The sequence below is a fragment of the Janthinobacterium sp. GW821-FHT03A03 genome (assembly GCF_059421435.1).
Genome location: NZ_JBWKUZ010000001.1, coordinates 804,439 through 818,310, shown reverse-complemented (window position 1 = coordinate 818,310; position 13,872 = coordinate 804,439). Strand labels below are relative to the sequence as shown.

Genomic DNA, 13,872 nt, shown 5'->3' with positions numbered 1-13,872 from the left:
TTTTTGCGCTAAGATTTCTTTACCGAGGCATGCATGAGCACACCTGATAGTCCGCAGCAGTCCAAGTCGTTCGACAGCGAACCCCTGTCGTGGGTGATGGTGGAGATCCGCGAAGCGCTGGGCCGCTCGAAAACAGCCCTGTTCGAGGCGGGTGGCCGCGCGCGCGAGGAGCGCGCCACGGCGTTGCAGCATGCGCGTTCCCACCTGCACCAGGCGCATGGCGCTCTGGTGATGGTCGACGTGGCCGGCGCCAGCCTGTTGACGGCCAGTGCGGAACAGGCGCTGGCGCGCTTTCGCGACGGCAGCCTGGAATACACGGTGGACCATGCGCAGGTCGTCGCCGAGCTGTATCTGGCCCTCATCGAATACCTGGAAGACCTGGTAGCCGGCACGCCGCCGCAGCCCACCCGTTTGTTCCCCTATTATCGCGCCCTGCAGGCCATGCTCGGCGCGGAGCGCATCCACCCGGCAGACCTGTTTTTCCCGCCCGCCGCCATGCTGGAAGGGCATGCCATCGCGCTGTCCGACACGCCTTGCGTGGCGGACTATCCAGCCTGGCGCGGCCGCTTTGAAAAATCCCTGCTGCCCTTCCTGAAGGCGGCAGACGCCGGCGCGCAACGCCAGCATGCCGCTGCCCTGCACGAAACCCTGACCCTGGTGGCCGATGCGCAGCAGGAAGCGCCGGCGCGCACCTTCTGGTTCGTCATGCAGGCGTTCGCCGAACTGGCCGCCAGCGGGCAGGGCGCGCATGGCCTGTACGCCAAGCAGCTGTTTGGCCTGATTAACCTGCAATTGCGGCGCCTGGCGCAGGGCACGGGGAGCCTGCCCGAGGCGATGCTGCGCGATGCGCTGTTCTTTATCGCCGCGGCAGCCGAACCGACGCCGGCGGCGCTTCAGCTGCGCGCCGCTTTCGCGCTCGATGACCTGGTGGCCGACGACGTGGAAACGCGGCGTTATGGCCAGGTCGACCAGGATGCGCTGCACGGCGCACGCGCGGCCCTGGCGCAGGCGCGGGTCAGTTGGAGCCGTTTGGCGCAAGCTGACCTCGATCCGGCGCTGGGCGCGGCATTCGAGCAGTCCTTGCACCAGGTGGCGGCGCAGAGCGATGTGCTGAAGCTGCCGGCCCTGGCCAGTTTGCTGCGCCAGTGCGCGGCCGTGGCGCAGCAGGCCGTGGCCAGTGGCCGCAGTGCCCCTCTGGAGCTGGAAATCGGCACCGCGCTGCTGTTTGCCGACACGGGGCTGGAGCAGGTGCGCCGCCTGCCCGATGATTTCGCGGGCAATGCGGAAACCATCGCCGCGCGCCTGCAGGCGCTGCTGGCGGGTGAGGCCCCGCCTGCCGCCGCTGGTGAGCTGTCACGCCAGATCGAACAGGGGCAGACCGTTGCTGCGCTGGCCGATGACATGAAAACGGGGCTGCGGCAGGTGGAAAGACTGCTCAACGAGTATTACGTGGACGGGGAGCGGCACGCCGCCCTTGATGGTGTGGGAGCGGTGCTGCAGCAATTGCAGGAGCAGCTGGCCGGACTGGACCAGGACGATGCCGGCGCCGCCGTGCGGCAGATCGATGCGGCAGTGCGGCAGCTGTCCTCCAGCGAGGCACCGGCCGCAGCGCTCGACGAAATCGCGCAAAATGTCAGCGCGCTGGGTTTTTTTGTCGATATGCTGGGCCGCAATGCGCAAGCGGCGAAGGGACGCTTTCATTTTGACGCGGCCGCCGGCAGCTTCCGCGCGCTGCCATTTGAGAAGGTGGCTGCCACCGGTACGGTACCCGTGCCGCTGCTGGACCAGGCCTTGCCGCCGGCCGTGCCGTCTACCGGCGAGGCGGCGCCGGCGACGGCCGGAGTCGACGCGGAGATGCTCGACATCTTCCTCACCGAGGCGCGCGAAGTGCTGGCCTTTGTCGACACGACACTGGCCTTGCCGCGCGAGCAGGCCGCCAGCGGCGAACACCTGGCCATGCTGCGCCGTTCCTTCCACACCTTGAAAGGCAGCAGCCGCATGATCGGCCTGGCGCAGTTTGCCGAAGCGGCTGGCGCCATGGAGCGCGTCATGAATACCTGGCTGGCCGAGGCGCGCCCGGCGAGCGACGACCTGTTTACCCTGTTGAATTACGGCTGGTACCAGCTCAGCGAATGGGTGGCTGAACTGGAAGGGGGAGCGGGGCGCGAACGCGAGGCAGGCATGCTGCTGATGGCGGCCGAACGCGTGCGCGAAGGCGGACCGTTCGAACTGCGCAAGCCGCGTCCCGTCGCACCCGAGACGGTGGCGAAGGCGGCCGCACCGGTGAGCAGCAACGGCAATGTGATCGGTTTTCCCGCAGCGACTGCACCGTTGGTGCACGAAGCGCCTGACGATAACCTGAAACACGTGGGTGAGCTGCGCATCAGCCTGCCCTTGTACAACATCTACCTGGCCGAGACGGACGAATTACTGCGCGTGCTGACGCGCGACTTTGGCGAGTGGCGCCATGAGCAGCGCGCCGTCAGTGCGGAGGCGCTGCAAGCCGTGCATACCCTGGCGGGCACGTCCGGCACCGTGGGTTTCCAGTCTTTGCGCGACCTGGCGCTGGCGCTGGAGACGACCATAGAAAGCGTGGTGCCGCCGCTGGCCGGCTTGCAGGATGCGCAGCACGACGTGCTGGAACAGGCCACGCAGCGCATCGCGCAGATGCTGCAGGCTTTCGCGCTGGGCGACCTGCCTCCAGCGCAGCCGGACATGGTCGAAACGCTCAATACCTTGTGGCGCACCTTGACGGCAATGCCTGGCGAGAGCAGGGGCGCGCAGCTGGACTCCCTGTTTGCCGCCGCCTACGCCAGCATCGTCGGCATGCCGGTGCCTGCCGCCGAGGCGTCGGCCGAGGTTCCTGTTTCGCAGCTCGATACCTTGTTCGAGGCAACGTATGCGAGCATTGTCGGCGAGGCGGCGTCCTCGCCGCCAGCCGCGCCAGAACTGCATATTGGCGCCAGCGATGACCTGTTCGACGCCGGCTTCGAGCACGCGCCGCCATTGGAGCACGCGCTGCCGGAGGCGCTGGTCCCCGCCATCATGCCGGCGGATGCGGCCGCGCTGCTGGCCGCCAGCGCCGGCATCAGCGATGAACTCGATCTCGATCTGTTGTCCGTCTTCCTGGAGGAAGGCGCCGATTTGCTGCCGCAGATCGGCGAGGCGCTGCGCAGCTGGCAGCAGCACCCGCATGACAACGGTCAGGCGCAGATGCTGTTGCGCACCCTGCATACGGTCAAGGGCAGCGCGCGCATGGCGGGCGCCATGCGCCTGGGCCAGCATGCGCATGAAATTGAAACGCATATCGAGAACATGCTGCATGCCGGCACAGCCACGCCGCAGGCGTTCGAGGAATTGCTGGCCCATTACGACCATGCGTTGCACCTGTTCGAACAGTTGCAGCAGCCTTTGCTGCCCTTGCCGGGCATGGAAGACACACTGGCCGCCGAACCGAAGGCCGCCCTGGTGCGCGTGCGCGCCGATATTCTCGACCGCCTGGTGAACCAGGCGGGGGAGGTATCGATCACGCGCTCGAAAATGGAAAATGAAGTGGGCGTGCTGGGCGCTTCGCTGGCGGAGTTTTCCGATAATTTACAGCGCCTGCGGCGCCAGTTGCGCGAAGTGGAAATGCAGGCCGAGTCGCAGATCGCCTCGCGCATGGCCGTGGGCAGCGAACGCGATTTCGATCCGCTCGAATTCGACCGCTTTACGCGCCTGCAGGAACTGACGCGGATGATGGCCGAAAGCGTCAACGATGTGGCGTCTTTCCATGAGAACCTCAGTCACAGCGTCGACGCGGTGACGGACGACCTGGTGCTGCAGGCGCGCCTGACGCGAGAACTGCAGCGCGACCTGATGCAGGTCCGCATGGTGCCGTTTGCCAGCATCGCCGAACGGCTGTTTCGCGTGGCGCGGCAAAGCGCCAAGGAAGTCGACAAGCGGGTCAACCTCGATATCCGCGGCGGCGGCGTGGAGATCGACCGCAGCGTGCTTGAACGCATGGCGGCGCCGTTTGAGCACCTGCTGCGCAACGCCATCGTGCACGGCGTCGAGCCGCGCCACGCGCGCCTGGCGGCGGGCAAGAGCGAAACGGGCGAGCTGCTGGTGCAGGTGAGCCAGCAGGGAAATGAAGTGGAGATCGCCTTTTCCGACGATGGCGGGGGCCTGGACCTGGAGCGCATCCGCGCCAAGGCGCACGGCGCCGGACTGCTGGCGCCGGACGCGCAGTTGAGCGACGCGCAGGCGGCCGAGCTGATTTTTACGCCGGGATTTTCCACCGCCGATAGCCTGACGGAACTGGCTGGGCGCGGTTTTGGCATGGACATCGTGCGCTCCGAAGCGCTGGCCCTGGGCGGGCGCGTGGAAACGCTGACGCAGGCGGGCCAGGGTATGCGCTTCACCATCCACCTGCCGCTGACCCTGGCCGTCACGCAAGTGGTGCTGCTGGCGGCACACGGCAAGACCTATGCCTTGCCATCTGTGCTGGTCGAGCAGGTGCTGCACCTGAAGGGCGAGCAGCTGGAGCAGGTGCAGGCAGCCGGCTGCATCGAGTCGCACGGACAGGCGCTGGCGCTGCATCACCTCTCGTCCATGCTGGGCGAGACGCCAGCGGCGCAGGCCGTGCAGCGTTACGTGCCCGTGCTGCTGCTGAGAAATGGCAACGACAGGCTGGCGCTGCAGGTCGACGATGTGCTGGGCAACCGCGAGGTGGTGGTCAAGCATGTGGGGCCGCAACTGGCGCGCATGCCGGGCATTGCCGGCGCCACGGTGCTGGGCACGGGCGACATCGTGCTGATCCTGAACCCGGTGGCCCTGGCGCAGCACCTGGAGCATCACCCCGAACTGCTGTCGCAATACGTGCTGGCGAGCAGCGCACAGCGGAGCGCCGTCAGCGGGCTGGCCGCGCCGCGCGCCTGCGTCATGGTGGTCGACGATTCTCTGACCGTGCGTCGCGTGATGCAGCGTCTGTTTGAACGCGAAGGCTATCAGGTGCTGCTGGCCAAAGACGGTGTCGATGCGCTGGAGCAGCTGCACGCACTGGAAGCGGAGACCCTGCCGGCGCTGCTGCTGGTCGATGTGGAAATGCCGCGCATGGACGGCTTTGACCTGACGCGCAATGTGCGCAGCGATGAAAAAACACGCGCCATTCCCGTCATCATGATCACCTCGCGCAGCGCTGACAAGCACCGCACGCATGCCTTTGAACTGGGCGTGAATGCTTATTTCGGCAAGCCGTTCCAGGAAGATGAGCTGCTGGCCGAGGTGGAGCGCCTGCTGGCGGGTGCCTGATCTACGCTACCGCCTTGACTACCGCATAGCGTTCCAGGGTCTCCTTGCGCGCTTCGTCGTGCTGCACGATGGGATGCGGATAGTCGCGTCCCAGCACGATGTTTTTCTGTTCGAGCAGCATGCGCGGCACCAGCCATGGCGCGTGGATTTCCTTGTCGCCCAGCGCCTTCAGTTGCGGCAGGTAGCGGCGGATGAAGCGGCCGCCAGCATCGAATTTTTCCGATTGCGTGATCGGGTTGAAGATGCGGAAGTAGGGCTGGGCGTCGCAGCCGGACGACGAGGCCCACTGCCAGCCGCCGTTGTTCGATGCCAGGTCGAAGTCGTTCAGGTGTAGCGCGAAATACGCTTCGCCGCGGCGCCAGTCGATGCCCAGATCCTTGATCAGAAAGCAGGCCGTGACCATGCGCAGGCGGTTGTGCATATAGCCGGTCTGGTTCAGCTGCGCCATGGCCGCGTCGACCAGCGGATAGCCAGTGCGTCCTTCGCACCAGGCCGCGAATCTGGCGTCGGCCTCCGGCCCTGTCTGCCAGGCGATGGCGTCATAGGCCGGCTTGAAGGCGCCGCCTTCCACGTGCGGGTTCTGGTACAGGATCATGGCGTAGAAGTCGCGCCAGATCAGCTCTGCCAGCCACACGGGCGCGCCATCGCCGCCGCCGCCCCGATCCATCAGGTCGACGATGGTGCGCACCAGGTAGCGCAGCGAGACGGTACCGAAGCGCAGATGCATGGACAGGTAGGACGGCCCCTTCAGGGCGGGAAAGTCGCGCGCCACGTCATAGCGCGCTGCGCGCGGCAGGAAGTCCTCGAACAGCTTGCTGGCGCCGGACATGCCGGTCGGAATCGCCAGGTCGGCCAGGTTGCTGGCCTCGAAGCCCAGCTCTGCCAGGGTGGGCAACGATGCGGGTGTCCCGGCGCGCGGCGGCGCCAGGCTGGCCGCGTGCGGCTCGATGGCGAACGGCGCCAGGCAGGCCGGTTCGGCGCGCATTTTCTTCAGCCACGCATTCTTGTACGGCGTGTAGACGGTGTAAGGCTTGGCCGAGAGCGTCAGCACCTCGTCCTTTTCAAAGATCACCTGGTCCTTGAAGCTGAACCACAGGCGCGCGTCGGCGGTCAGCGCGGCAGCCACGGCTGCGTCCCGGGCGATGGCTTGCGGTTCGTAGTCGTGGTTGGCAAAGACGGCGTCCGCCTGCAGTTCGGCGGCCAGACGCGGGATGGCCTGGGCCGCATCCGCGTGCAGCACGATCAGGTCGCCACCCAGCTGGCGCAGTTCGGCAGCCAGTTCGGCCACGCTGGCATGGATGAAATCGACGCGCCGGTCGCGCCGCGGCAAGGCGGCCAGGATGCTTGTGTCGTAGATGAATACACAATGCACGGCCTGACTCTGGCGCAGGGCGTGATGCAGCGCAGCATGGTCAAATGCGCGCAAATCGCGCCGGAACCATACCAGGGAAGTCTTAATCGTCATTATTTTCTGTGTTTAGGGTCAAAAATAGTCGGTTTTTCGCCGTTCAAGCGGCTTTATGGCCGCTCGCGTCATGCCTTCGACGTCGCTGCGATGGCAATTCAGTGTAAACTACCGGGTATGTTCACCGTGTTTCGCGTGCGACAACCATTTTGCGGTCAATTTTACAATGATGTTGCAATGGAAGGAGCAGAGCCGATAATCGGGCTTTGAACTGATGTGCCGCAACACGCAAAGCGAACTTTTATAATTGAATTTACAACAATAATAGCGTCCGGCATCACAGCGTCGCGCGGCCACCAGTGCCGCGCCGCGTGGTCAGTCCGGCGTATGACAGCAGGGGTAAGCGAGACTTGCCAGCAAGCCCACAGAGAGAGCATCGCGTATGAAGAAGAGTAAAATCGACCAGACTCTACCAGGACATCGATTGATGCAGGGTGTCGGGGAACCGGCCGCAACGGGTTCTTCCACTTTGAATCTGGCCAACCATTTCCTGATTGCGATGCCGGCGATGCAAGACCCCATCTTCGGCGGGACGGTTGTGTACGTTTGCGAGCACAATGAAAACGGCGTGCTTGGCGTCGTCATCAACAAACCCACCGACATGACCATGGAAGTGCTGTTCGAGCGTATCGACCTGAAACTGGCGGCCGGCAGCGACACGCCCATCATCAATGAGCCGATCATGTTTGGCGGACCGGTGCAGGACGATCGCGGCTTCGTGCTGCATACGCCGGGCGCGCGTTACTCCTCGTCGCTGACGGTGACCGATGAAATCGCGTTTACTACTTCGATCGACGTGCTCGAGGCCGTCGCCAACGGCGATGGCCCCGAGCGCATGCTCGTTTCGATCGGCTATTCGGGCTGGAGCCCGGGCCAGCTGGAAGACGAGATCGGCCGCAACGGCTGGCTGACGGTGGGCGCCTCAGCCGACATCCTGTTCGATTTCCCCATCGAGCAGCGCTACGTGGCCGCCATCAAATTGCTGGGCATCGACCCCCTCATGCTGGCGAGCGAGGCTGGCCACGCATGAGCGGCGACGCCATCGACACCATCCTCGCCTTCGATTTCGGGTTGAAGCGCATTGGCGTAGCCATCGGCAATACCATGATTTGCCAGGCCAAACCACTCAGCGTGATCACGGAGACGGCGAATGAACCGAAGTTCGCCGCCATTGCCAGCCTGATCAGGGAATGGGGCGCAAGCCGTATCGTGGTAGGGCTGCCCAGCCATCCCGATGGCACGGAACACGAGATGAGCGCGCGCTGCCGGCGTTTCGCCAATCAGATGCACGGCCGCTTCAACCTGCCCGTGGAACTGGTTGACGAGCGCTATTCCTCGGCCGTGATTGCCGCCAAGCGCGGTGAGGTGATCGACGACCGTGCCGCCGCCATCATCCTGCAGCAGTATTTTGACGCGAATTATTAATCTGACCTTAGCCTCCATTCCTGAATGATTAAGAACTCTATGCCGCATCCTACGAATCCTTCCCAACTCGACGCCGAGGCCCTGTATGCAGACTTGCTGCAGCAGGTGCAGAGCGGCCTGGCGGGCATTCCCAACGTCGCCATCGTCGGCATTCATTCGGGCGGCGCCTGGCTGGCCGAACGCCTGGCGCGCGACCTGAACCTGATCGGCCGCCTGGGCGTGCTTGACGTCTCGTTCTACCGCGACGACTTCGCCCAGAAAGGCCTGCATGCTGACGTCAAGCCGACGCAAATCAGCTTTGACGTGGCCGGCGCCACCATCCTGCTGGTCGACGACGTGCTGTACACGGGCCGCACCACGCGCGCGGCCATCAACGAATTGTTCGACTATGGCCGTCCGGCCAAGATCATGCTGGCGGCCCTGGTCGACCGCGGTGAACGCCAGTTGCCGGTAGCCGCCGATTTCGTGGCCGCCTTCACTGCCGTGCAACCGGGCCAGGCCCTGGTCCTGAAGCAAGCCGACGATGGAAAATTCACGCTCACCATAGACACCCACCATGCTTAATCCGCAACTGAATAAACACGGCGAACTGCAACACCTGTTGACTATCGAAGGCTTGCCGAAGTCTATCGTCAACCACATCCTTGACACCGCGTCCTCGTTCGTCGGCATTTCCGACCGCGATGTCAAGAAGGTGCCGCTAATGCGCGGCAAAAGCGTTTTCAACCTGTTCTTTGAAAACTCCACGCGCACCCGCACCACCTTCGAAATCGCCTCCAAGCGTTTGTCAGCCGACGTCATCAACCTGAACATCCAGGCTTCTTCGGCCAGCAAGGGCGAGTCCCTGCTCGACACCATCGACAACCTGTCGGCCATGCATGCCGACATGTTCGTCGTGCGCCATGCGCAGTCGGGCGCGCCTTACCTGATCGCCAAGCACCTGATCGACACGAAGCAGCCCCATGTCCATGTGGTCAATGCGGGCGACGGACGCCACGCGCACCCGACCCAGGGCTTGCTCGACATGTACACGATCCGCCACTACAAGAAGGATTTCACCAACCTGACGGTGGCCATCGTGGGCGACATCCTGCACAGCCGCGTGGCCCGTTCCGACATCCATGCGCTGACCACCCTGGGCGTGCCGGAAGTGCGCGCCATCGGCCCGCACACCCTGCTGCCAGGCGGCCTGGAGCAGATGGGCGTGCGCACCTTCACCAACATGGATGAAGGTCTGAAGGGCGTGGACGTGATCATCATGCTGCGCCTGCAAAATGAACGCATGAGCGGCGCGCTGCTGCCGTCGGCGCAGGAATACTTCAAGAGCTATGGCCTGACGCCCGAGCGCCTGGCGCTGGCCAAGCCGGACGCCATCGTCATGCATCCGGGTCCGATGAACCGCGGCGTGGAGATCGATTCGGCCGTGGCCGACGGTCCGCAGGCGGTGATCCTGCCGCAGGTGACGTTCGGTATCGCCGTACGCATGGCGGTGATGAGTATTTTGGCTGGTAATCAGGGCTGATAGCCCAAGGACGAGTAAGCGAGCATGACGACACTACATATCAAGAACGGCCACCTGATCGACCCCGCCAACGGCATCGATGGCTTGCAAGACCTGTTTATCGCTGACGGCAAGGTGCTGGCCGTGGGCAGCGCCCCGGCCGGCTTCACCGCCGATACGACCTTTGACGCGGCCGGCCTGGTGGTCTCTCCCGGCCTGGTCGACCTGTCGGCGCGCCTGCGCGAGCCAGGTTACGAATACAAGGCGACCCTGGAATCGGAGCTGCAAGCGGCCCTGCAGGGCGGCGTCACGAGCCTGGTCTGCCCCCCTGACACCGATCCCGTGCTCGATGAGCCAGGCCTGGTGGAAATGCTGAAGTACCGCGCCAAGACGCAGAACAAGGCCCACGTGCACCCGCTGGGTGCGCTGACGATGGGCCTGAAGGGCCAGTCGTTGACGGAAATGGCGGAACTGACGGAAGCGGGCTGCATCGGTTTCGCGCAGGCGGAAGAGCCGATCGAAGACACCACCGTGCTGCTGCGCGCCATGCAGTACGCAAACACCTTCGGCTACACCGTCTGGCTGCGCCCGCAGGATCCGCACATCGGCCGTGGCGGCATCGCCCACAGCGGTCCGCTGGCGTCGCGCCTGGGTTTGTCCGGCGTGCCAGTGATGTCCGAGACCATCGCGCTGCACACGATTTTTGAACTGATGCGTGCCAGCCGCGCGCGCGTGCACCTGTGCCGCATCTCGTCGGCGGCGGGCCTGGAGCTGATCCGCGCCGCCAAGGCCGAAGGCTTGCCCGTTACCTGCGACGTGGGCGTGCACCATGTGCACCTGACGGACGCCGACATCGGCTTTTTCGATCCGAACGCGCGTGTGACGCCGCCGTTCCGCAGCCAGCGCGACCGCGACGCGATCCGCGCCGGCCTGCTCGACGGCACGGTCGACGCCATGTGCTCGGACCACACGCCTGTCGACGACGATGAAAAACTGCTGCCGTTCGGCGAAGCGTCGCCAGGCGCCACGGGCCTGGAACTGCTGCTGTCGCTGGCCCTGAAATGGGCCGATGACTATGCTCTGGAGCAGCCGCAGGCGGGCGCGCGCCCGCTGGCCCGCGCCGTGGCCAAGGTCACGTCTGACGCGGCCCGTGTCGCCGGCATTCCGGCCGGCAGTCTGGCCGTGGGCGAAGCGGCCGACATCTGCGTCTTCGATCCCGCCGCGCGCTGGACCGTGTCGTCGGCTTCGCTGGCCAGCCAGGGCAAGCACACGCCTTTCCTCGGCTATGAGCTGAGCGGCATCGTCAAGGCGACCGTCGTGGCTGGACGGGTGGCGTTTCAGCGTTAAAAAAATCAGATCCGCGGACCGGGGCACGCTGCCCCGGCATCCCTTGTCTGCTCCCGGATTTCGGTTCTGGTTTATTTGTTGGTGTGATTTGAAACTTCTGCTTACCTACCGCCTCGCGCGCATCGCCATTCACCTGAGCTGCGGCATGGCCAAGAGCGCCGTGCTGTTTCCCTGGCTGGACCTGGAAGGGCGCAACCGGCGCATTCGCCGCTGGTCGACCCAGCTGCTCGACATCTGCGGCGTGCACGTGGCGCAGCCGGCGGCCAGCGTGCCCGCGCTCGACCATGCGATGGTGGTGGCGAACCACGTTTCGTGGCTCGACATCTTCGTCATCAATGCCGTCCACCCCTGCCGTTTCGTCGCCAAGGCGGAAATCCGCGCCTGGCCTATCCTGGGGTGGCTGGCGGGACGCGCCGGCACCATCTTCATTTCGCGTGGCAGCAAGCGCGACCTGCGCCTGATCTTCCAGGGCCTGGTGGATAAGTTGACGGCGGGCGAGCGTATTGCGTTCTTCCCCGAAGGCACCACCGCCGCGCAAGGACAGATCCTGCCGTTTCATGCCAACCTGTTCGAGGCGGCCATTGACGCAAAGGTACCGGTGCAGCCGTTCGCGCTCGTGTACGTGGATGACAAGGGGGAGTTGCACCACGCCGTCGACTTCATCGGCGAGATGAGCTTTGCGCAAAGCATGGTGGCGATCTTGAGCGGCCCGCCGATCACCGCGCGCCTGACCTGCCTGGCGCCTGCCGATACGTTGGACGCGCACCGGCGCGAACTGGCGGCGGCAACACAGGCGGCGGTGGCCGCCGCGCTGCCGCTGGAGCAGGCTAGTTCTTGACGTGCAGCCAGCGCGCATGCGCGGCGCGGGCCAGGTAGTCGAGGATAAAACCTAGAATCCCGATCAGCACGATGGCAGCCATCAGCTCCGAATATGCGAGGCGGTCGCGCGTATCGAGGATGAAATAGCCGAGGCCCGCCGAGACGCCCAGCATTTCCGCCGGCACCAGCACGATCCAGATGATGCCGATGGCCAGGCGCACGCCCGTCAAAATATCGGCCGTGATACCCGGCAAAATCACCTTGAAGACGATCTCGCTGCGCGTGGCTGACAGGCTGCGCGCCAGCAGCAGCCAGTTCGGATCGAGCCGCGCCACGCCGGCGGCCGTATTGAGCAGTATCGGCCAGACGGCCGCAAACGCCAGCAGGAAGTACACGGGCGCGTCACCGACACCGAGCACCATCACGGCGATCGGCATCCACGACAGCGGCGAAATCATGCGCAGCAGCTGGAACAGCGGCATGGCCGCGCCGGAAAAGCTCTTCGACATGGCCACCAGCACGCCCAGCGGCACGCCGATGACGATGGCCAATCCCAGACCCACGCCCACCCTTTGCAGGCTCAGTACTACATGCAGCCAGATATCCGCGCCGCCCAGCATTTCCCGGAACGCCAGCGCCGTCGGCAGCGGCGCAAAGGCGGTGGCGATCGGCGTGGATTTCTCCAGCGCCGTCACGCCGACGGACCACAACAGCAAGGCACAGGCCAGCCCCACCAGGGGCAGGCCGAATTTCGTCAACAACTTGCTTGCCATCGTCAGACCGCCACGGTTTCGCTGCGCAGCAGGTTGGCCGGCAAGCCGAAGGCGGCCGGGCCACCCACGGCGGTGATGGCCTTGCGCACGAAGCGGTCATCGACCAGGTCGCGCGCGGCAAATTTCGGATCGAGGTTGGCCAGGAAGCGCGTGTCGCCTTCGACCTTGGTGCGGCCGATGGCGCGCACCAGTTCTTCCGTGTACGACGCGAACGGATACGGCTGGAAGTCGATGCGGCGCTGCTGCCAGTTTTTGTGCACGATCAGGCCCTGCTTTTCATAGCCGGCGTAATCGGTGGTGGCCAGCACCTTGGTCAGTACCTGCAGCGGATGCGGCGTGTAGCGGTGCTCGCCCACGTTCGACAGCAGCTTGGCCGTGTCGACCTGGTTCGAGCGCGTCCACAACTGCGCTTTGACGATGGCGTTGGTGACCTTTTGCGCCCATTCCGGACGCGTACTGATGTCGCGCTCGGACAGGAAGGTGACGCAGCACGCATGGTTTTTCCACACGTCGCCCGAGAAGCGCAGGATCTTGCCGATGCCGGCGTTTTCCGCCGCCGCATTGAACGGCTCGGCCACGATGTAGCCGGCAATCGACTTGCTGGCCAGGGCCGAGACCATTTCGGCCGGCGCCAGAACCACCAGGTTCACCTCGTTCGGCTTGATGGCCGCATTGCGCGCGCGCGTGACCGGGGTCAGGCCGTTGGAGGACAGGATCTGCTGCAGCAGGATGTTGTGGATCGAGTACCAGAAGGGGATGGCGACCGTACGCCCGCCCAGGTCGGAGACCTTGTTGATCTCGTTGGCCACCGTCAGCGCGGAGCCATTGACGTGATTCCATGCGACGACTTTCGCGGGGAACTTGGCGCCGTAGCGTACCCACAGGGTGGCGGGCGACAGCAAATGGATGACGTTGACCTGGCCGGCGACAAACGCTTCGATGATCTGCGCCCAGCTGCGGAACAGGCGCGGCGTTTCCGCCTGCAAGCCTTCCGCCTCGAACAGCTTGCGCGCGTGCGCGACGAGCAGCGGGGTGGCGTCGGTGATCGGCAGGTAGCCGACTTTCACGGGCTGGTCGTCGCCTTTCGGGCCTTGCTGGGCCATGGCATCGCCGGCGAACAGCAGCGGCGAGGCGACGCTGGCCGTGGCCAGCGCCGACATGCGCAGGAAGTCGCGCCGCGTCAGGCCGCAGTCGCAGTCGGACGAGGCGCAGATGTGCAGGGGGGTGTTATCTTGAGGACGGGACATGAA

Annotated in this window: 11 protein-coding genes; 8 read left to right on the top strand and 3 right to left on the bottom strand. The window is 64.9% G+C overall.

The genetic code is table 11. From position 1 onward, the window contains the following. The first annotated feature begins 33 nt into the window (after positions 1-33). Positions 34-5,292, top strand: coding sequence for an Hpt domain-containing protein (locus AC07VI_RS03735; protein ID WP_492995742.1), 5,259 nt, complete (start codon positions 34-36; stop codon positions 5,290-5,292). A 1-nt stretch (position 5,293) separates the two neighbouring features. Here AC07VI_RS03735 and AC07VI_RS03730 read toward each other — a convergent pair whose 3' ends face one another. Continuing rightward, positions 5,294-6,757, bottom strand: a complete 1,464-nt coding sequence (locus AC07VI_RS03730) for a cryptochrome/photolyase family protein (protein ID WP_086143776.1) — start codon at positions 6,755-6,757, stop codon at positions 5,294-5,296. On the opposite strand from AC07VI_RS03730, the gene AC07VI_RS03725 reads away from it, so the two are divergent. The 7 genes from AC07VI_RS03725 (at position 6,659) to AC07VI_RS03695 (ending at position 11,868) form a co-directional block, all read left to right on the top strand. After that, on the top strand, positions 6,659-6,967 hold the full coding sequence (locus tag AC07VI_RS03725; protein ID WP_172404632.1) for a hypothetical protein: 309 nt from the start codon (positions 6,659-6,661) through the stop codon (positions 6,965-6,967). The two genes, AC07VI_RS03730 and AC07VI_RS03725, sit on opposite strands and share 99 nt — an antisense overlap. Positions 6,968-7,184: 217 nt before the next feature. Next, positions 7,185-7,787, top strand: coding sequence for a YqgE/AlgH family protein (locus AC07VI_RS03720; RefSeq protein ID WP_086143983.1), 603 nt, complete (start codon positions 7,185-7,187; stop codon positions 7,785-7,787). Further along, on the top strand, positions 7,784-8,182 hold the full coding sequence (ruvX, locus tag AC07VI_RS03715; protein ID WP_226935425.1) for a Holliday junction resolvase RuvX: 399 nt from the start codon (positions 7,784-7,786) through the stop codon (positions 8,180-8,182). The genes AC07VI_RS03720 and ruvX overlap by 4 nt, the downstream gene beginning before the upstream one ends. Before the next feature lie 39 nt (positions 8,183-8,221). After that, entirely contained in the window at positions 8,222-8,746 is a 525-nt protein-coding gene (pyrR, locus tag AC07VI_RS03710; RefSeq protein ID WP_086143777.1) for a bifunctional pyr operon transcriptional regulator/uracil phosphoribosyltransferase PyrR, read from the top strand. Continuing rightward, entirely contained in the window at positions 8,739-9,704 is a 966-nt protein-coding gene (locus AC07VI_RS03705) for an aspartate carbamoyltransferase catalytic subunit (protein WP_034746695.1), read from the top strand. Before pyrR ends, AC07VI_RS03705 begins: the two co-directional genes overlap by 8 nt. A 24-nt stretch (positions 9,705-9,728) precedes the next feature. Then, entirely contained in the window at positions 9,729-11,030 is a 1,302-nt protein-coding gene (locus AC07VI_RS03700) for a dihydroorotase (protein WP_086143778.1), read from the top strand. A gap of 88 nt (positions 11,031-11,118) precedes the next feature. Continuing rightward, positions 11,119-11,868, top strand: coding sequence for a lysophospholipid acyltransferase family protein (locus AC07VI_RS03695; protein WP_086143779.1), 750 nt, complete (start codon positions 11,119-11,121; stop codon positions 11,866-11,868). Here the strand turns inward: AC07VI_RS03695 and AC07VI_RS03690 are convergent. Continuing rightward, positions 11,858-12,622 carry an ABC transporter permease gene (locus tag AC07VI_RS03690; RefSeq protein ID WP_172404643.1) on the bottom strand — a complete coding sequence of 255 codons (765 nt, stop codon included), beginning with the start codon at positions 12,620-12,622 and terminating at the stop codon, positions 11,858-11,860. The two genes, AC07VI_RS03695 and AC07VI_RS03690, sit on opposite strands and share 11 nt — an antisense overlap. A 2-nt stretch (positions 12,623-12,624) precedes the next feature. After that, positions 12,625-13,869, bottom strand: a complete 1,245-nt coding sequence (locus tag AC07VI_RS03685) for an ABC transporter substrate-binding protein (protein WP_086143780.1) — start codon at positions 13,867-13,869, stop codon at positions 12,625-12,627. Positions 13,870-13,872: the final 3 nt, after the last annotated feature.